The sequence below is a fragment of the Dokdonella sp. genome (genome assembly GCF_039926425.1).
Taxonomy (GTDB): Bacteria; Pseudomonadota; Gammaproteobacteria; order Xanthomonadales; family Rhodanobacteraceae; genus Dokdonella_A.
Genome location: NZ_JBDSWZ010000183.1, coordinates 1 through 18,477, shown reverse-complemented (window position 1 = coordinate 18,477; position 18,477 = coordinate 1). Strand labels below are relative to the sequence as shown.

Annotated in this window: 18 protein-coding genes, 1 tRNA gene and 1 other RNA gene; 1 reads left to right on the top strand and 19 read right to left on the bottom strand. The window is 63.7% G+C overall.

Going from position 1 to position 18,477, the window contains the following annotated elements; all coding sequences use genetic code 11:
* The 19 genes from ABIV12_RS10910 to ABIV12_RS10820 all read right to left on the bottom strand — a co-directional run.
* Nucleotides 1–367: AAA family ATPase (locus ABIV12_RS10910; protein ID WP_348059149.1), on the bottom strand; the 367-nt coding region annotated here is incomplete at its 3' end.
* A gap of 110 nt (nt 368–477) precedes the next feature.
* Nucleotides 478–574, bottom strand: an RNA gene (ffs, locus tag ABIV12_RS10905) — signal recognition particle sRNA small type.
* 48 nt (nt 575–622) lie between these two features.
* Nucleotides 623–714: transfer RNA gene (locus ABIV12_RS10900), tRNA-Ser, on the bottom strand.
* A gap of 162 nt (nt 715–876) precedes the next feature.
* A complete protein-coding gene (locus ABIV12_RS10895) occupies nt 877–4,716 on the bottom strand; it encodes a reprolysin-like metallopeptidase (RefSeq protein WP_348059147.1) in 3,840 nt (1,279 codons plus the stop codon).
* A 363-nt stretch (nt 4,717–5,079) separates the two neighbouring features.
* Nucleotides 5,080–5,370, bottom strand: a complete 291-nt coding sequence (locus tag ABIV12_RS10890; protein WP_348059145.1) for a DUF6471 domain-containing protein — start codon at nt 5,368–5,370, stop codon at nt 5,080–5,082.
* 4 nt (nt 5,371–5,374) lie between these two features.
* The gene (locus tag ABIV12_RS10885) at nt 5,375–7,192 is read right to left on the bottom strand and encodes an AAA family ATPase (RefSeq protein ID WP_348059143.1); all 1,818 of its coding nucleotides are present in this window, start codon (nt 7,190–7,192) and stop codon (nt 5,375–5,377) included.
* Nucleotides 7,193–7,195: 3 nt separating this feature from the next.
* Nucleotides 7,196–7,903: a PspA/IM30 family protein gene (locus ABIV12_RS10880; protein WP_348059141.1), complete on the bottom strand. Its 708-nt coding sequence runs from the start codon at nt 7,901–7,903 to the stop codon at nt 7,196–7,198.
* An 11-nt stretch (nt 7,904–7,914) separates the two neighbouring features.
* A complete protein-coding gene (locus ABIV12_RS10875; protein WP_348059139.1) occupies nt 7,915–8,778 on the bottom strand; it encodes a hypothetical protein in 864 nt (287 codons plus the stop codon).
* 7 nt (nt 8,779–8,785) lie between these two features.
* Entirely contained in the window at nt 8,786–9,640 is an 855-nt protein-coding gene (locus tag ABIV12_RS10870) for a hypothetical protein (RefSeq protein ID WP_348059137.1), read from the bottom strand.
* A 12-nt stretch (nt 9,641–9,652) separates the two neighbouring features.
* Entirely contained in the window at nt 9,653–10,480 is an 828-nt protein-coding gene (locus tag ABIV12_RS10865) for an ATP-binding cassette domain-containing protein (protein ID WP_348059135.1), read from the bottom strand.
* Nucleotides 10,477–11,289: an ABC transporter permease gene (locus ABIV12_RS10860; protein ID WP_348059134.1), complete on the bottom strand. Its 813-nt coding sequence runs from the start codon at nt 11,287–11,289 to the stop codon at nt 10,477–10,479. Before ABIV12_RS10860 ends, ABIV12_RS10865 begins: the two co-directional genes overlap by 4 nt.
* Nucleotides 11,290–11,298: 9 nt before the next feature.
* On the bottom strand, nt 11,299–13,014 hold the full coding sequence (locus tag ABIV12_RS10855; RefSeq protein ID WP_348059132.1) for a phosphate ABC transporter substrate-binding/OmpA family protein: 1,716 nt from the start codon (nt 13,012–13,014) through the stop codon (nt 11,299–11,301).
* Nucleotides 13,015–13,139: 125 nt separating this feature from the next.
* Entirely contained in the window at nt 13,140–13,799 is a 660-nt protein-coding gene (locus ABIV12_RS10850) for a hypothetical protein (protein ID WP_348059130.1), read from the bottom strand.
* 114 nt (nt 13,800–13,913) lie between these two features.
* Nucleotides 13,914–14,351, bottom strand: coding sequence for a molybdenum cofactor biosynthesis protein MoaE (locus ABIV12_RS10845; protein WP_348059128.1), 438 nt, complete (start codon nt 14,349–14,351; stop codon nt 13,914–13,916).
* A complete protein-coding gene (locus ABIV12_RS10840; protein ID WP_348059126.1) occupies nt 14,348–14,587 on the bottom strand; it encodes a MoaD/ThiS family protein in 240 nt (79 codons plus the stop codon). Before ABIV12_RS10840 ends, ABIV12_RS10845 begins: the two co-directional genes overlap by 4 nt.
* Complete coding sequence (gene moaC, locus ABIV12_RS10835; RefSeq protein WP_348059124.1) at nt 14,584–15,084, bottom strand: cyclic pyranopterin monophosphate synthase MoaC; 501 nt, start codon at nt 15,082–15,084, stop codon at nt 14,584–14,586. The genes ABIV12_RS10840 and moaC overlap by 4 nt, the downstream gene beginning before the upstream one ends.
* Nucleotides 15,085–15,177: 93 nt before the next feature.
* Nucleotides 15,178–16,233 (bottom strand): GTP 3',8-cyclase MoaA, encoded by a 1,056-nt coding sequence (gene moaA, locus ABIV12_RS10830; RefSeq protein ID WP_348059119.1) that lies wholly within the window; start codon nt 16,231–16,233, stop codon nt 15,178–15,180.
* On the bottom strand, nt 16,233–17,000 hold the full coding sequence (locus tag ABIV12_RS10825; protein WP_348059117.1) for an MBL fold metallo-hydrolase: 768 nt from the start codon (nt 16,998–17,000) through the stop codon (nt 16,233–16,235). Before ABIV12_RS10825 ends, moaA begins: the two co-directional genes overlap by 1 nt.
* Entirely contained in the window at nt 16,997–17,773 is a 777-nt protein-coding gene (locus tag ABIV12_RS10820; RefSeq protein ID WP_348059115.1) for a 3-deoxy-D-manno-octulosonic acid kinase, read from the bottom strand. The genes ABIV12_RS10825 and ABIV12_RS10820 overlap by 4 nt, the downstream gene beginning before the upstream one ends.
* A 72-nt stretch (nt 17,774–17,845) precedes the next feature.
* Here ABIV12_RS10820 and ABIV12_RS10815 point away from each other — a divergent pair.
* Nucleotides 17,846–18,477: glycosyltransferase family 9 protein (locus ABIV12_RS10815; protein WP_348059113.1), on the top strand; the 632-nt coding region annotated here is incomplete at its 3' end.

Here is an 18,477-nt window from a genome sequence, read left to right as displayed (position 1 = left end):
AGACCTTGTAGCGACCGCGCGTCGGCACGTACATCGCGTTGTCGATCAGTTCGCGCACATTGTCGACGCCGGTGTTGCTCGCGGCATCGATTTCCAGAAGATCGACGAAACGCCCCGCATCGATCTCAACGCAGGCACTGCATTCGCCGCAGGGCGCGGAGGTGGGCCCCTTCTCGCAGTTGAGCGACTTGGCGAAAATGCGCGCGATCGTGGTCTTGCCGACGCCTCGGGTACCGGTGAAGAGAAACGCGTGATGCAGGCGGCCGCTATCGAGCGCGTGCGTCAGCGCACGCACGACGTGCTCCTGGCCGACGAGTTCGGAAAAGCGGCGGGGACGCCATTTGCGCGCTAGGGCCTGGTACGACATCGGAGATCCGCGAACGGGAGCGCGATTGTAGCAAGCACACAACCGAAGCACGTCGTGCAGCGGCCGTCGACGTCGGTGAGCGAACGCAACATGAACCGCAAGGGTGGCAGCTCCGCCAGCCACACCCCGGCACCCGAATCACTCACTACCGTTGCTTCCTTCCGGACCTGGCGGGATTCGCAAGCTATCGTCGCGGGGGGACCGACGGAGCCGCCATGAAGACGACGGCGTGACACTGATGCAGCAGCTAAAAATTGGCGGAGAGAGCGGGATTCGAACCCGCGAAACGGTATAACCCGTTTACACACTTTCCAGGCGTGCTCCTTCAACCGCTCGGACACCTCTCCACACGCATGCTGCAGCCCGCTTTGCGGGTCGCGCAGGATACCCGCCGGGCGTCCGCGGCACAAGCGCGTCGCCCAATTCCGCGCCGTGCTTCGTTCCGCCGAAAACCCACAAAAAAAAGGGGCCTCCCCGAAGGAAGGCCCCTTGCAGACATCCGCTACACGTCAGCGCGCGTGACGGCGCAGCGCTGCGGACAACCGGCCGACGTGCGGCGCGAGGCGCGTGGATTGCGCGCTGCAATCGAGGGTGATGTCATCCATGATCGCACTCGCATTCGCACCGCCATCCGCGGACCAGTTGAACTGCACCGCGTGCGATGCGCCGTCGAGATACTGCGCCGGAACCTCGAACGTCTGCGCCACATACTCTCCGGCGGTATCGCCGCCGACCACGTTCAGCACCGTCGCACCATCGATGGTGATCGTCAGTGTTGCGGTCGGATCGCCTGCGATCTCATTGATCAGCCAGTAGTTCAACCAGCGTGGCTGACCAGCCGGGAAGACGACCGACTGCGCGAGCGTCGACGTGTTCTGCTGGTCGGTGCCACCGAACCACACGAACCAATCGCCGGTGCGCGCAACGATCGTCGCATTGTCATCGCAGCTCGCGTCGCAGAACGCGGTGCCGAACTTGCTGTCCACGCTGGTCCATGCACCGTCGGAGCCTGCGCCGATCTCGAAGCCCGGGTCGGCGAACAGCTGGGTCGGCGCGCACGTTTGGGCGGAACCCTCGAATCCGTCCGCGAAGATCAGGTCGACTGCCGCCGCGGTGCAGGTCACCGCGATGTTCGTGACATTGGCCGTGGCAATCGTGCCGCTGCCATTGACGACCGTGCAGGTCTGCGCCGGCGCGGTTGGCTGTGTGGTCACAGTAACCGAGTAGGACGCACCGGTCGTGAGCGAATCGGCAAACGTGAACGCACCGTCCGCCGCGACAGGCAGAACGCTCGAGCCATTGAGGCTCAGCACAAGTCCGCTTCCGGTCAAGCCACTGACTGTGCCACCGACGGTGAACGTCGCGGCGCCAGCACAGGTCACGATCACATTGGTCACGTTGGACGTGCCGATGCTGCCGCTGCCGTTGGATACCGTGCACGTTTGCGGCGAGGGCTGCGTGCCGATCGCGACGACATAGTTCTGTCCGATCGACAGTGCGGTCGGGAACGTGAAGGTGCCGTTCGCCGACACCGGCAAGCTGTTGGCGCCGTTCAATGTGAGAACGAGACCACTGGCCGCAAGTCCGCTGACTGTGCCACCGACCGTGTAGGTCGTCGGCGGAGTCGTGCATGTCACCGCGACGTTGGTGACATTGGACGAACCGATGGTCCCATTGCCATTGGCGACTGTGCAGTTCTGCGTGGGGCTGGTCGGTTGCGTGCTGACCGTCACCGCATAGGTCGCCCCCGCGGCGAGCGAGCCGGGGAAGGTGAACGATCCGTTCGCCGACACCGGCAGATTCGTTCCACCATTCAGTGCCAGAACGAGACCGCTACCGGCGAGGCCACTGACCGTTCCGCCGACCGTGAAGGTTGCACCGGCTCCACCGCAGTCGACCTGGACATTGGTCACGTTGGCGGTGCCGACTGCACCGCTTCCGTTGATCACGGTGCAGGTCTGCGCCGGACCGGTCGGCTGGGTTCCAACGGTCACCGAGTAGCCACTACCCGAGGCAATGCCGGCGGGGAACGTGAAGCTGCCGTTGGCCGCAATCGGAAGGTTGTTCGCTCCGTTCAATTTGAGAACCAGCCCCGACCCTGTGAGCGCAGTGACCGTTCCGCCGATCGTGAAGGTCTGCGGCGGCGGGGTGACACACGCAACAGTCACGTTCGTGACGTTGGACGAACCGATCGTTCCACTGCCGTTGCTCACGGTGCAGGTTTGCGTCGGCGATGCGGGCTGGGTGACGACGGTGACCGCGTAAGGTGCGCCGGTCGCCAGCGGTCCGGGGAAGGTGAAGGCTCCGTTCGTCACGACCACGAGATTGTTCGAGCCGTTGATCTGCAGCACGACCTGCGTGCCGGCGAGACCACTGAGCGTGCCGCCAACGGTGAAGGTTCCTGCACCTGCAGGGATGGTGAAGTCGGCGTTCGAGACATCGAAGAACAGATTGCTCGCACAGCTCACGCTGACGCGGCCCTTGGTGGTTGCAATCGACGGCACGGTGATGCTGGCCGTTCCCGAATTCGGAACTCCGGTCGCGAGCGTGTACGGAAACGTCTGGCCGCCGTCGCTGGACATCGTGATGTCGACCGTCGCGCAATTGACGGGTGCGACGTTGGTGTTGGCGACGTTCCAGGTGACTGATTGCGTGGACGACTGCGGCCAGCTGAGCGCGGTGTTTGGCGCCGTCACCACGAAAGGACCAGCGGTGTTCGTCACGTTCAATGAGATGTCCGCGCTCTGGCTGGTGCCGGCGCCCGGACGGTTGTCACGTGCTGTGAGGCGGAACTTGAGGACCCGGGTGGTCGTCGGCAGGATATTTCCCTTCACCGGGACGCCAGTGAGGATCGTCGACAGCGACGGAAACATGCGCGAACCGCTGACGGTCGGCGAGAACGAACGGAAGATCGGTCCACTGCCGATGTCGCCGCCACTGAGCGGATTGGCCGGACCGAGGTCCCATTGCTCCCAGTCATAGGTGAGCGAATCCTGCGCGTCTGCATCCGTTGCCGACCCGGTGAGAACGAACGGCGTGTTGGCGGGAATCGTCAATCCAGTCGGAAGACCCGCCGTGTCGATCACCGGTGCGACGTTGCTGTTGTTGACGGCAACCGCGCAATTTCCGCCACCGTTGCTGTAGTTGGTGATTTCCTGGAGGCTGATTGCATGGAAGAAAGGATCGGAGTGCGGCTGCAGGTCGTCCGCGCCGCAGATGCCGGCATAGGCCATGATAGTCGTGCCGCTACCGGGCTCGTATGCGGTTGAACCGTTGCGATTACCGCCCGAACAGTTGCCCTGGTTGCCGTTGAACGGGTGATTGCCGCCGAACTGGTGGCCCATTTCGTGCGCCACGAAATCGATGTAGAAGGAGTCTCCGGTCGGATTCGGCAAACCGGTTGTGCCGCGCGCCTTGCTCGAACCGCACACCACTCCGAGACCCGCGACGCCGCCGCTGCCTGTCGTGAAGACATGCCCGAGGTCATAGTTGGCCGCGCCGATCGCCGCGTTGATCACCGACGTGCTGTTGTTGATCACGCCGGTGCCGTTGGCGCCAAACGGGTCGCCCGTCGCACTCGGATACATGATGAGATCGTTGTTCGGAACCAGCGTCAGCTGGATCGACATTTCGTATTCGTACACCTGGGTTACGCGGTTCACCGCCATGATCGTCGCCGCAAGACCGCCAGCGACAGTGCCGCCACCGACGGATGCGATGTACTGGTGATTCGCGGCAACCGCGGTGCGATACACCTTGTGCTTGATGCCGGTTTGCGTCATCGGCGCCTGCACCAGATCGAGCCCGGCCGGATCGATGTGGCTCCCCTGCACTTCACAGGTGCCTTCCCCCGCTGGCACCGCGAGTCCGGCGCGCTTGAAGCTGATGTAGCGATCGCCGCCGCCGAGCGTTTCGGGACGCACGATCCACAGCCCGGCCGGATCGAACACCATCGCCTGGAAACCCATCGGCGACACATCGAGGCGCACCGGACGACCTTGGCCGTCGTTGCCCTTGAGGCTGATGATGTCCGGATATTTCTGCTGCATCTCGCTCGGCATCGTGCCGGAGTCGGTCACCAGGAATTCGGCAAATCCACCGTCGGGCTGGGGCAGCGACACATTCGTCGCAATACCGCGGCCATGGGCTTCCTTCAGATAGGCGGCGATGCCTGCGGTATCGAGGCGCAATGCGCGATAGCCGGTCGGGCTCGGCGCGTCCGCCGACAGCGGGCGCCCCGCGTCGTCATGCCAGTACGCCTGCCCCGATGCGGCCCACGCCATCGAGGCGCTGGCCAGACCGAAGAGCAAAACGGCACGTTTCGCAAATCTGATCAGATGCTTGTTCACAGTGATTTTCCCCAAACGGTTGCGCCAGGAATCGGCGATGAAAACAGGATCGATGGTGCGGCGACAGAGTCGAGATGCTCGTATGCCCGACAAAAAGCGCTCCCGACAGTGAAGAAGCGCCGGCTTCTTCCGGGATCGACAGGATCGCGAATATGCGCGTACCCGCGATCCATGTCGGCGAACACCGCAACAAAGCACCGGCGGAGCGGAGGTGCTTGAAGCCGGACTTTCCGAAAAGGCATCCGTCGGAATGTACTAGCCGACGGGAGCGGTGGCGAGTGCCTGCGCTCAGAAAGGATTTCACTAGGCCCTCAGACGGAGCGCGAACCTCCGCAAGACTGAGTCGTAGAGCCGATAAGCGGGTCAGCGCACCCGCTTGCGGGCGTCGACCTTGCCAACCGCGTCGTCGAGTCCCGCGACGTCGAGGTCGGAAAGATCGATGAAACGCACGCCAAGCGCACGCAGCATCAACAGGAAATCCTGTGCGCGGAACGAGCCGCGGCTGTGCTTGGTGGTCAGCGTCGTCCCCGACTGGTGACCACCCAGTTCCTCGATGAGCGCGGAGAGGTCGTCCCAGGTCCAGCCCTTGTTGGCCTTCGCCGTCGAGAGCTTGCGCTTGACGAATGCGCGCAGCGCATCCTGCTGGATCGCCATGACGTCAGCCGCCTCCGCCGGAACGTGCGCCGCAACGGCGACGCGCCTCGGCCAGTTGCGCGGTCAGCGTCTCCGCGCTCATGTCGCGAAACGCTGCCGGCAGCCACTGCCGTCTCGACGCCTCGAACACCGCGAGCAGGTTCATGTAGTCGATCATCGCGGTGTCGCGCGACGGCAGGTAGTCGTCGACCGCGCGCACGAGCACACCCGCATCGATCGACTCGCCCTCACCGACCATCGTCTTCGCCAGCAGCACCACCGCTTCAATGTCCGCGTTCGAGTAGCCGATCATTTTCGTGGCAGCGGCAGCCAGCGAGTCGGGCGACACCAGCAGATCGTCCAGCCTGTAGCGTTGCAGCAGCGAGCGCAGGATCGCCAGCACCTCCGGCGTATCCGCCGGATAGAACAGGGGGATCTTGATGTCGAGACGACCCGCGCGCTTGATGTCGGTGTCGAGCTTGTCGGGTCGGTTCGTCATCAGCACGAACAACACGCTGCCGCGGTTGTCCGTGTCGCTCATGAACTCCTTGATGCGCGCGACCACTCGCGATGAGGTGCCGCCATCGCTGTCTTCGGACTGCGACCCGAAGCTGCGGTCGCCTTCGTCGATGATCAGGATGATCGGACCCATCGCCTTGACCATCGTCAGCACTTTCTCGAGATTGCTTTCGGTCGAGCCGACCCACTTCGAACGGAAATTCTTCAGCACGACTGCAGAGAGACCGGACGATTTTGCGAAGCATTTGGTCACGAATGTCTTGCCGGTTCCCATCGGGCCGACCATCAGCAGGCCCATCGGGCAGCGCGACGCGTCGCCGCTGCGAATTGCCGCGGCAATCCTGTTGAGTTCTGCCTTGACGGCCGTGTTTCCCCCGACTGCATCGAGATCGAACTTCGAATCGACGAACTCGATCAGGCCCGAACATTCCTTCTCGATGATCTCGCGCTTGCGCCGTCGCACCAGTTCGAGCACCTCGGCGTAACTGTCCTCGTCCGGCATCTGCGCCTCGGGGCGCGACAGGTGCAGCAGCTGCTGGATCTCCACGGCGGACATGCCGGCGGTGAGCGGAAGCAGCTTGTCGGCGCGCTCACCGGCATCCGCAATCGGGCCGAGCAGGGAAACGATCAACGTGCGACGCTCGTTGTCTGCAAGACCGTGGCCGGGTTGCGGAGTGAGGATCTGGCGAATGTGCACGGCGCGAAGCCCCGACGTGTGCGCCGCCAGACGCGCGACCTGTGCCGGTGGAATCGTCGGATCGGCCCGACGAATCACGGTTTCGCGCATCGCCATGCTCGGCAATGGAATCTCGACCGCCGCGACGCGCGGATTCGCGACGATCTTCGCGTTCACGCCCGCCAGCGATTCGGCGATCAGGAACACCACGTTGTCCTTCGCCGCGAGCTGCGCGCTCAGTGACCAGCGATGGAGCCGCACGCCGGCGACCCGATCCGCGTTGCTCAACGTCGCCTCGTCACCGGCCGGAGCGACAGAATCGGCGTAAGCGACGATCGCGGCGACGCGGTCTTTCGAAAAAAGCACGCGTTCGAGTGTCTCCAGCCCACCATCGCGATCGTCGATCATCCCTTTGGAGGCCGACAGGCCGTCGCACGGATCGTAGAGCAGCACATGATCCTTGTTGTCAGCGAGCAGGGTGCGTGCGATGAACTCCTGCAGCGACGTCCACGTATCGCCGTCAAGGATCTCGTCGAACACGTTGCCGTGCAGCAGGAACACCGACGCTTCGCCACCCACGTATTTGCGGCGGACGGTTTCGGCCCATTCGGGCAGGCCGGGTCGTGCGGGAATGCGCGCTGCGTTCATGCGTTACATCTGCTTCCCGCCGACGCCCTGTGCGGCGCGGGCCTTTTTCATTTCATCGAGCTGCGCGCGGGCCGACACGTCGCCGCCCTGCTGCTGCAGCTTCTTGAGGCGCACGTCCAGATCGGTGTCGTGCAATTCCTGACCAAGGTTCGCCTCGGCAACCGTGTTCTTGATGTGCTCGCGCACGCGATCGAGCGTCTGCACTTCGGCATCGACGCTGAGGCCCTCGATCTGCTGCTGGATGCTGAGCCGCGCCTTCGCGCTCGTCATCTTCGCGAGCATGCGATCCTTCTCGGATTTGAGCTTCTCGATCTCGCTCTTCACGGACAGCAGCGAGTTCTTCGCTTCGTCGGCATCCGAGCGCGCCTGCTGCGCCTCGACCTCCATTTCCTTGAGGTCCGCTTCGACCGCATTCTTCTTCTGGATCAGCACCAGCGACAAATCATCCTGTTGCGTCGCGATGGCCGCGTTGAGATCGCTGTTGATCTGGTCGCGCTGCCTGGTGAGATCATTGAAACGCGACGAGATGTCGTCTCGCCGACGGATGATCGCCGCGGTCGCCGACTTCAGCCGGGTGTACTTCTGGACCAGGCTGTTGATCGCATTCTCGTAGGCGATTTCCGGATGCGCGGTTTCGATGTCGGCGATGAACAGCGACAGGAATCCCTTCCACAGATTCCCCACGCGGGAGAAGAAATTGATGCTGGCCATGACTGCCCTCGTTACGGTTGATTGACGTGCGTGAAGAACTGGTGGTGATCGCTGGCGAAGTTCTGGAAGCCGTAGTGCAGGTGACGTCGCAGTTCGTCGTGCAGCGGCTGCGGCACGCAGCGGAAGGCAAAATTCACGCCCTCCAGTGCAAGGCGAAAGTGATCTTCCTCCACGGCACCGCCGCCGCCGGAGTGGATCGCAATCCACTGGTATGCGACATGGGTCTGGTCGCCGACCCGCTCCTGGTGCGTCAAAAGGTATTCGACCAGCTCGGACGCGGTTTCACGCAATGCAGTATCGATCAACGAGAACTCCCGATCGGCAAGCAGCTCCGATCCCAAGTGGTAGCCGATGCTGGTGAAGATCGTTTCGCGCAGGTCCTGTGTGAAGGCGCCGTAGCCCTGCGCAACCCGCGCACCAAGCGCCTGCAACCATGCAGGATCGGCCAGTCGCTGGTTGAGTGTGTCGTCGGTCAGCATCGCTGCGCCGGTGCCGAACTGCTCGCGCCCGTAATGGATCAAGCCACGCAGGGTCGCCTGCGCGAGATCGCGGTGGGTATCGCGATGGGCGGTCGCGCTGTCGTCAAATTCATCCCTTGCCGCATCGAAGATGAAACTCGCGACCAGCACGCTGCGATCGGCGAGCGCGACGAGTGGCTCGTCCGCATCGCGAAACAGGCCACGCGAACGCCCGATCTTGCCTGCGAGCGATGCCACACCGGAGCCGAAGAATCCATTCCAGCTCGCATAGCGCACGAGGAAACGCAGCAGGCCCTCCAGCGACGTCGAGGCACGCCCGATCGCGCCGGCAACCAGCACTTCGTGTGCGGTGAAGTCGGTCAGCGCTTTCAGTTCATCGACGGTGACGGCGGTCATGAGTGGCTCACTGGGCTTGCGCGACGGCACGCAGCGCGGGGCGCGGCAATGCATCGCCGAGTTCGTCGTTGACGGTCACCTCGAGCGTCTCCTCGAGATGCAGCCGGTTGATCGCATCCTGCAGGCGGTCGGCCTGTGCGCCGGAGGTCGGCGCGCTGATGACCATGTGGTAGATCTCCTCGACCGCATCGGGTATCGACATCAGGGCCGCTTCGACCGCGGCGCGGCGCGTACCGAGTCGCTGATGGCGTCGCAGCATTTCCTGCAGGTCACCGCGTGCCTTTTCGAGGCTTGCGCGCTCGGCTCTTTCCGGCTGCTTTGCCAGGCGGCTCTCGATGTCCTTCAGCCGACGATCCACTGACACATCGTCGGCCGACGCTTCGCGCTCGATCATCGAGAGCTGCGACAACCACAGTCCGAGATAGTCGACGCAGGAATCTTCGAGCCTGTCGATGTCCGCTTCCGTCAACGGGATGTCGCGGTTCTTGGCAATTTCCCGAAGAAACACGATGCGCTCGCGCATGTGGTCGAGCACCGTCCAGTTGCGATCGCCATCGCGGCCGCGGCGCCGGATCTCGCCGGTCAGGTTCGCGACCACGTCATTGCGGCGTTCGTTGCGGCGGCGCTTGTCGACCGAAGCGCGGAACACCGACGACGAAGGACTGTACATCGCTGCAATCGCCTCGCCGGCGACGTACGCGATGCCCACCACCAGCGCGCCGGCGAGACCGAGCGGAAACGACAGCACGCCGCCGAGAACCGCCGCGCCAAGCGACAGATTGATGTTGGTCGAACTGAGCAACATCTCCTTCACATAGGAAGGTTCGTCGGGTGCTTCGCCCATCGGCCGGTTGAGTGCCATTGCGCAGTCTCGTCAGACCGACACGGTGACGCGACCGTGACCGGCAGTCTGTTGGAGTTGCGCAAGAATGCGCTGCTGCATCGCGACGCCTGCGGTGGAGCGAAGCCACAACGACGAGCGCGGCTGTTTTTCCTCAATCGTGAAGTCGTCCGCAATGCGACCCGGCTGCGCAGACATCACCAGCACGCGGTCACCGAGCATCATCGCTTCGGTAACGTCGTGCGTCACGAAGACGATCAAACAGGGCTGCTGCCGATGGAGGTTGATCAGCAGTTCCTGCATGTCGCCACGCGTCTGCGCGTCGAGTGCCGCGAATGGTTCGTCCATCAGCAACACGCGCGGCTGCAGCACCAGCGCCCGTGCGAGCGCCACGCGCTGGTTCTGTCCGCCGGACAGTTGCGAGGGCAGCAACTTTTCCTTGTCGCCGAGGCCGACCGCATCGATGGTTGCATGCACGCGCTTCGTCCACTCGGCGCGCTCGACGCGCTTTTTCCACAGTGCGAATCGAAATGGAAACGCGACGTTCTCGAATACGCTGAGATCGGGGCGGTTGGAGTAGCGCTGGAACACGGTGATCACATCGTCGTGCGCCTCGTCGCAACGCACGCCGTTGATCTCGATGTCTCCGGCGGTCGGCGTGACGACGTCATTCGGCCGCACGCCACCCATCATCCGCAACAGGGTTGACTTTCCGCAGCCCGAAGGTCCAAGCAGCATGTTGATGCCGGGACCATCGAACGCGAGACTGACATCATCGATGACACGATTGGGCAGACCGCCGTCGGGCGACGGATAGTCCTGCACGATGTGGGTCAACTTCAGCGAAATGGCGTCGGTCACTGCGACGTCTCCCACGGGTACAGTTTCAAACGTGCCCAGCGCATCAATTGATAGCTGAGCAGCGCGAGCGCCATGATCACGAAGATGCCCGCGAACACCTGGTCCATCGCGGAAAAGCGCCGCGCGTTCTGGATCAGTTGGCCGAGACCTTCCCCTGCGTTGAAGTATTCGGCGACCGTGATGTAGGTCCACATCACCGAGACCGCCACCACGATGCCGTCGACGATGCGCGGCATCGCGATTGGCAACACCGCCTGGCGCACCGACTCCCACGGCGTCGCACCGAGATCGCGCGCACTGATCCAGTACGCCTGCGGCACCGCAATCATCGCGTCACGCACCATCGGGATCAGATAGACGACCGCGCCAATGAAGAGAAACACGATCTTCATCGGCTCGCCGATCCCGAGCCACATCACGAGGATCGGCGACAGCGCGACGACCGGCGCCGAACGGAACGGATCGATCAGCGGCGACAGAGCCGCGTTGACCCGCGGCGCTGCGCCCATCAGGATGCCGAGCGGCACGCCGAGCGCGATCACCAGCACGCCGGCCGTGATGACACGCATCAACGAATACGCGCTGGCCGTCAACAGCAGGCTGCGATGCTGATCGCCGTCCCAAGCAAGCGTGATCAGCGCCTTCGCGACCGACCATGGCGCCGGCAACCGGTTCGGCCCGACCAGGCCCGTTGCCGAAACGATCGACCATGCGACCAGCACCGTCACCACGGCACCGATCCCGAGCATGCGCCGCGTCGCCGGCGTCAGCGGCGCGTACGGATTCCACAGCGTGGTGGCGTCGGACATGGGCGGTCCTCAGCGCGCCAGCACTGCAGCGCGCGTGGTGCGATTGAGTGCCCGGCAGTCCTCCAGCGACATGCCGTCGCCTGCGGGATTGGACTCGTTGCACAACGGGCGCTCCGAGCCGTAACCGTTGATACGGAACCGGTTCGCCGGGAATTCCCACTGCCGGGTGAGATAGTCGACGACTGCTGCTGCACGTGAACGCGACAGCCGCGTATTCACTTCGCGCGAACCGGTCGAGTCGGTGTTGCCCGAGATCTCGAAGTAAGCCGAGCCATGATTTTCGATGAACGACACAAGCTCCTCATCGATGGTCTTCTGCGAACGCTTGCTGAGCTCGGTCGAGCCACTCGCGAAGTTCACCAGAATCGGCTTGGTGACCTCGGGCGCTTTCGCCGCCGCGGCGTCGAGCCCCGACTGCGTGAACGTTGCCTGCGGTTCGGCCGCGACCACCTTCGCCTGCTCGTTTTTCGCGAGCATTGCCTTGATGAAACGGTAGTCGAACGAATCCTGTGCGGCGATCACCGGTGAATTCGGATTCGCGAGCGCGCCTTCCTTGCGGTAGATCTCGTCGAACTTGTGGTAGACGCGCTCGTAATGGTTCGGACCACCGGCAAGGCCGAGGATGCGCGCGTTGTCGGCGAGGCCCGTCCACACCAGGTTCGCAAAGGTGCTCTTGACGAAATCGCGGCCTTGATCCTTCGCCAGCAGCGCGAACAACTGTTCGGTCTGCACGAGCGCATCGACCGCCTTGTCCGGATTGCGCTGGGCCTCTTCGACTCCGCTCATCCACCCTGCGACGAATGCCTGGAACACCGGCACGTTCTCCGGCTTGTTGAGATAGCGGCTGTCACAAACCATCACGTCGTAGATCAGATTGGTCGCCACCTTCGTCGAATAGATCACGTGCGCACCAGGCACGTTCTTCAGTGCCAGCGACAAATCCGGATCCCACAGCACGATCGCGTCGACCGAGCCGGACTCGAGCGCGGCGCGCACGCCCGCCGTGCCTTCATCGGCATTGATGTAGACGAACTTGACCGAACTCTTGGCCTTCGCGGTCATGCTCGAATTGTCGATCGCATCGATCGCCAGGCCATCGGACGGCGTGTACTGCAACAGCGCGACGGAATGCCCCGCCAGGTCCTCGACACGGCGGATGTTCGGATCGCGCGTGACGATCGCGTCGCCACCCTGCGTGTTGTCGACGATGACGACCGCCCGTCCGTCATGCCCTGCATTGCGCAGGTTCGGCTGTTCCTGTGCCCAGAAATCGGAGGTGCGCCACGCGCATTGCGCCGTGTTCGATTCGAAGATCGTCGACAGCGTCGGGATATCGTCCTGGATGATGAATTGAACGTTCACGCCGGCCTTCTCGTAGATCGAGCCCGGCTGGGTTGTCAGCGAATTGCCGTTCGCGACCAGTGCCGGCGCATACCCGTGGAAGCTGACGATGCTGACCTTCAGCGGATTGCCGGGGCTGCCGAGTGCGCCCTTGCCGGAGAACACCGCGGGCGGCTTCGTCGTCGCTTGCGGAACTGTCGTTGCGGGTGCGCCGTTCGGAGCCGGCGGCATCGACGCCTGTGCATTCGGCGCGGTCGACGCCGTCGTGCCGATCGACCCGCGCTGGATCATGTCGCGCAGACCCAGATGCCACGCCACTGAACCGGCTGCGCCCAGGATGGCGATGGCGATCAACGCCTTGGAAAGCCCGGTAAGCCTGACCATGTGCAATTCCCCTTTGTGAGCCTGGAAAATCCTGCTGGCGGATCTTCGGTCCGGCACGCCGGCGTAGTGCCGACGTGACGCATTGTGAATACATGGGTGGAACGTGGCAAAAAACCGCGACGCCGCTATTGCGCGCGCATCGCAGAAGCGCCAAATGTCGCCGGGATTTCCTGCAGCCGCGCGATTTCCGCGTCGATCCGTGCCGATTCGCGCGCACAGGCCTGCTGCGCCGATTGGCTCTTTGCCTGCGCAGCGGACTTGTCGGCCGTCGCTTTTGCGACCTCGCGTTCCATCAGCGCCTGCAGGTCCGCGATCTGCTGGCGAACGCTCACCACCGCTTCCTGCTGCTGCTTGTCGCGTTCGCGCACTCGCTGCGTCGCATCGGCATCCGCGGCGCGCGCCTGCGCGACCAGAAGACGCTTGCGCGCTTCGAGCGCCTTCATCTTGCGATCGGCATCGAGAAGTACGTCTTCGATCGCCCAGGTGTCATCCGCCTCGTCCATCGCGCTCACCGCGGCTTTGCGCGTGGTCGCGTCCATCGCCCGCAGGCCATTGAGCACTTTCAGCAGTTTCTCTGCCGGATACGGACACGCCGGGACTTCGCCCTGCGCATAGATCTGGTCGAACGGGACCTGCTCGGCGACTTCCGACGTCAACGTCGCGGGCGGCGGCTCGGGCATCGCTTCGACGACCGGCTCGGCGACCTGGGTCTCCGGAGTCGCCTCGTCTTCGGCGATCTGCACCAGACCGACTTTTTTCAACGCCTTGAGCAGACCATTGGCCATCGAGGTTCCCCGTCAGTTTGCCAGACACTACCCGTTAACGGCACTGTTGTCAACATATAGACATACTACATGCCATATTGAAACGTTATAGCGGTTCGCATGTATGTGTTCACATCACTCGTCATCGACGGCCGAACCATCCGGGTGCAACCAGCCCGAAGCACCATCGGCGTAGTGCTCGTTCTTCCAGATCGGCACGCGCCGCTTCACTTCATCGATGACCCAGCGGCATGCCGCGAACGCCGCGTCGCGATGGTCGGCGCTGACCCCCACCCACACCGCCAGATCGCCGATGGCGAGCGAACCCACCCGGTGAACGCAGCGGAGCTCGCGCACGCGGAATCGTTCAATTGCTTCGGCGAGGATCGCCTCCCCTTCCGTCGCGGCGAGAGGCGCATACGCCTGGTAATCGAGCCGCAGCACCGGTTTGCCGTCATTGTGATTGCGCACCCACCCTTCGAAACCGACATACGCGCCGGCCGCTGCGTGGTCGAGCGCGCGGCGCTCGACATCGACGTCGATCGGTTCGGGGCCGAGCCGGAAGCGCGTCATCCGCCCGACACCGGTGGAAGGAAGACCACTTCATCATTGTCGGCCGGTGCGTGTTCCCAGCCGACGAAGGCACCGTTGACCGCGACGCGCAGCCGATCGACCGCCATTGAGAATGCATGCACTTCGGACACTTCCGCGTACAGCGCACGCAAAGTGGCTGCGCTCGTCTGGCGCGTCTCGGTTGCAACGCCCGCACGATCGGCAAGGCTCGCGAAATACAGCAGTCGAATGTTCATGCGTCGACGACCTTGCCATCGCGCACGCGCCGCTTGCCACCGCTTTTCTCGACCAGGTGCAGGTCATCGATCACGATCTCGTGCGACAACGCCTTGCACATGTCGACCACCGTCAGCGCTGCAATGCTGGCCCCGGTCAGCGCCTCCATTTCAACGCCGGTCTTGTGGGTCAGCGCAACGGTGCAGCGAATGCGCAATTCCGTCTTGCCTGCGAATTCGATCTCGAATCGGCAATGCTCGATCGGCAATGGATGACAAAACGGAATCAGTTCGTGCGTGCGCTTGACGGCCATCGTGCCGGCGATGATCGCGGTATCGACGACCGGACCCTTGGCCGAGCGCAGATCCTGCGCGCGCAGTTGCTTCGCGACCGCCGCCGGAAAGCGCACACGCACTTCTGCGACGGCCTCCCGGCGCGTCGCCGGTTTCACACCGACATCCACCATGCGCGGGCGACCATCATTTCCGACGTGGGACAGTTTCGTTTTTCGGGTCATTCTTTGCTGTCGCTCTTCGAAAAGCATCGCGGCTGAAGCCGCTCCCACCGATTCATCAGAAGCACCACGGATTTCCGCCCCGCCAAGGGTCACTCATCCGCCGATCGCATACATTTCAACGTGCTCGCGCGACCCGGGCGTCGCCTCGCTGCGGATCTCGCTGTATCGATCGTCGCGCGCGTTCCAGACCGCGCTGACGATTCCGGCGAGATCCTGATCTGTGGCGCCGGCGCGCATCGGCCCGCGCAGGTCGTGGCCCGCGCTGGCAAAGAGGCAGGTGTAGAGACGTCCATCCGCCGACAACCGGGCGCGGGAGCAGTCGCCGCAAAACGGTTCGGTCACCGAACTGATGAATCCGATTTCGCCCGCTCCGTCGGCGAAGCCATAGCGCTGCGCGACCTCGCCGCCGTAGTTGCGCTCCAACGCGACCAGAGGCCAGCGCTCGGCGATCCTCGCGCGCAATTGGGCGCTCGGGACGACGAGATCGCGCTTCCAGTCGTTGCACGTACCGACATCCATGTACTCGATGAAGCGCAGGATGTGTCCAGTTCCGCGGAAATGTTCGACAAGATCGAGCAGGTGACCATCGTTGATGCCGCGCATCACGACCGTGTTGATCTTCAGCTGCGAATACCCGGCGGCTTCGGCTGCAGCGATCGCAGCCAGGACCGTTCCGATCTCACCGCGCCCGCCGGACATCGACGCGAACGTCACCGGATCGAGCGTGTCGATGCTGAGTGTGATGCGTTTCAGGCCCGCGTCTCGAAGTGCAACGACTCGATCCGCAAGCAGACTGCCATTGGTCGTGAGCGCCACGTCCTCGATGCCCGGTACGTGAGCGAGCTGGCGCACCAGCTCGGGAAGATCGCGCCGCAGCAGCGGCTCGCCGCCGGTGAGTCGCAGCTTGCGCACGCCGATGCCGGCGAAGATCGTCGCCAGACGCTCGATCTCCTCGAAGCGCAGTCGCTCGGACTTGCTGAGGAATTCGTGGTCGCGCGGGTACTGGTCTTCGGGCATGCAGTACGGGCAACGGAAATTGCAGCGGTCGACCACCGAAATGCGCAGGTCGGTCAGGAGACGTCCGCGGCGGTCTCGCGGCACGTCGCCCCGCTTTGGAAGTTCAAGGCGCACGGGAATGGAGATGCCCATCAACCCGCCTGTGCCGGTTCGAGCGCTGGCATGCGCGGCGTTGCGAGCCCCACCACGTCGCCGCGACGGGCAACACGGAAACCGCGAGCCTCCATCGTCTGCGCATCGGCCTCGCTGGCGTAGTGGTAGAGCGTCAGGCGCTTCAGCAATTCAGCGGAGTATTCGCGATCGAGATCGTCGATTCCGGTGTGCGATGGATTGCCATGCACTGCGCAGTCGTGCGCAACCAGTTCGCCACGCGCGGCGTGGACGCCGAGCATCTCCGGGACAGGGCGGGTATCGCCGGTCCACACGACGCTGCCGGACAGCGCGATGCCGAACGAGGTGTTCGGTGCGTGATGCCGCGTCGGAAACACGTCGAACCAGAGGCCGTCGCACCAGAATCCGCGCGACACCGGAATCAGTACGAACGCATCCCAGAAATTCGCCCCGCCTTCCGCGAGCACCTCCGGATAATCGGCGACGCGCGCCTGCAGCAACGGAATCAGCGCAGCATGCGCAAAGATGCGCACCCGACCGCGCCACTGTGCGTCGAAGTAGATCCTGTAGAACAGTCGCTCCAAACCGCCGACGTGATCCATGTGGGTGTGCGTGATGTACACCGCATGCGGCGGTTCGCCGAACTGATCGAGATACGACGACAGCGCTTCGGGCCCGCAGTCGATCATCAGCAACGGCTCGCCATCGCGCTCCACCACACCGCACGCCGAACCGAGTTCCGGCGCTTGCGCGCTGCCGACTCCGAGGAAGCGCAACGCAAGGCTCATGACAGTGTCCCGATCAACGACGGAACGCTGCCGGCGCGTGCCATCGCAGCGTCGTACGCTGCCAGCAGCGGGTGCCAGAACCGCGCGTCGAAATCAGGAATCTTGCGGGCGCCGAGCTTGTCGAGCGAACGACGAAGACGTTTGAGGTTCGACTGCTGCCACGCCAACTTCGGCTTGCGCAGCCGCCCGCGATCGAAGTCGATGAGGAACACCGATTCGTCCGCGGAGGCGGCCCCATCCTTAGCCAGAATGTTGTGGGCGTTGAGATCCGCGTGCCAGACGCCGGCTGCGTGAAAGCGCGCAAGCGTCCTGCCCACACGCTGCGCAAGAACCGCATCAAGGCTGCCGTCGTCCAGACGCTCGCCGAGCGAGCGCGCCGGCGCGATGCGTCGCGTCAGCAAATCCGCACGGTAGCGGCAACCTTCGCGCACGTACCGTGCGGCAACCGGCTCGGACACCGGCAGATGCGCATTCGCAAGCTGCGCCAGCAAGCGGAACTCACGAAACGCCCGCGTGCGCGACGCACCGCTCCACAGATATCGATCGACACTCAGGTGTGCGACCAGCCCGCCGCGATGGTAGTGACGCAATGCACATTCACCCGCTGGAGTCCGCACGAACGCAACTCCGCCCCGCCCGGCGGCAGGATTGGTTTCATTCATCGATGGCGACCCGTGCACGCGCTCGAACCACGCCGCGTCGGGCACAGCGCCCGCCGCGCGGTCGAAAACGATCGCGCCGGTGTCGGTCGATTGAACTTGCGCCTCGATCATGCGTCTGCCAAGTTGCCGGACTTTCGCGGGCAGCCAGCACGCCCGCAGTCTCCAGATGGTACCAAGCACCGCATGGATCAACCCGAACTATCGACCGCGGATGCCTCGGCCACCGAGCCCTCGTCGCTGTGCCTGTTGCGCACGTCCGCCCTCGGCGACGTGACCCACGTCGTTCCGCTGGTGCGCACGCTGCAGCGCCACTGGCCGCGCACCCGCCTCACCTGGCTGATTGGCCGTCTGGAACACACACTGGTCGGCGACCTGCCCGGTGTCGAATTCATCGTGTTCGACAAGAAGGCGGGGCGAAGCGGTTTCCGCAGCGTGAAAGATCTGTTGTCGGGTCGCCGTTTCGACGCACTGCTGCACATGCAGGTCGCTTTGCGGTCGAACCTGTTGAGTCTCGCGGTCAAGGCGCCGTTGAGGATCGGCTACGACAAGGCGCGCTCCAAGGACCTGCATGGGTTGTTCGTCAACTGCCGCATTCCCGCGCGCAGCGGCGATCATGTGCTGGACGCGATGGCCAGCTTCATCGAGCCACTGGGCCTTGCGCAGACCGAGGTTCGTTGGGATCTTCCAATTGACGACGAGGCGCACGCATTCGCGCGAAAGCATCTCCACGACGACGGTCCGGTGCTGCTGGTCAGCCCTGTATCGAGCCATCGGCTGCGCAACTGGCAACCTGAACGCTACGCCGCGACGATGGA

Excerpts from the sequence above, each read along its gene's own strand:
- ABIV12_RS10890 (WP_348059145.1), bottom strand. The coding sequence starts at position 5,370 with ATGGCGATCCAGCAGGATGCGCTGCGCGCATTCGTCAAGCGCAAGCTC.
- ABIV12_RS10885 (WP_348059143.1), bottom strand. The coding sequence starts at position 7,192 with ATGAACGCAGCGCGCATTCCCGCACGACCCGGCCTGCCCGAATGGGCC.
- ABIV12_RS10880 (WP_348059141.1), bottom strand. The coding sequence starts at position 7,903 with ATGGCCAGCATCAATTTCTTCTCCCGCGTGGGGAATCTGTGGAAGGGA.
- ABIV12_RS10875 (WP_348059139.1), bottom strand. The coding sequence starts at position 8,778 with ATGACCGCCGTCACCGTCGATGAACTGAAAGCGCTGACCGACTTCACC.
- ABIV12_RS10870 (WP_348059137.1), bottom strand. The coding sequence starts at position 9,640 with ATGGCACTCAACCGGCCGATGGGCGAAGCACCCGACGAACCTTCCTAT.
- ABIV12_RS10860 (WP_348059134.1), bottom strand. The coding sequence starts at position 11,289 with ATGTCCGACGCCACCACGCTGTGGAATCCGTACGCGCCGCTGACGCCG.
- ABIV12_RS10855 (WP_348059132.1), bottom strand. The coding sequence starts at position 13,014 with ATGGTCAGGCTTACCGGGCTTTCCAAGGCGTTGATCGCCATCGCCATC.
- ABIV12_RS10850 (WP_348059130.1), bottom strand. The coding sequence starts at position 13,799 with ATGGCCAATGGTCTGCTCAAGGCGTTGAAAAAAGTCGGTCTGGTGCAG.
- ABIV12_RS10845 (WP_348059128.1), bottom strand. The coding sequence starts at position 14,351 with ATGACGCGCTTCCGGCTCGGCCCCGAACCGATCGACGTCGATGTCGAG.
- ABIV12_RS10840 (WP_348059126.1), bottom strand. The coding sequence starts at position 14,587 with ATGAACATTCGACTGCTGTATTTCGCGAGCCTTGCCGATCGTGCGGGC.
- moaC (WP_348059124.1), bottom strand. The coding sequence starts at position 15,084 with ATGACCCGAAAAACGAAACTGTCCCACGTCGGAAATGATGGTCGCCCG.
- moaA (WP_348059119.1), bottom strand. The coding sequence starts at position 16,233 with ATGGGCATCTCCATTCCCGTGCGCCTTGAACTTCCAAAGCGGGGCGAC.
- ABIV12_RS10825 (WP_348059117.1), bottom strand. The coding sequence starts at position 17,000 with ATGAGCCTTGCGTTGCGCTTCCTCGGAGTCGGCAGCGCGCAAGCGCCG.
- ABIV12_RS10820 (WP_348059115.1), bottom strand. The coding sequence starts at position 17,773 with ATGATCGAGGCGCAAGTTCAATCGACCGACACCGGCGCGATCGTTTTC.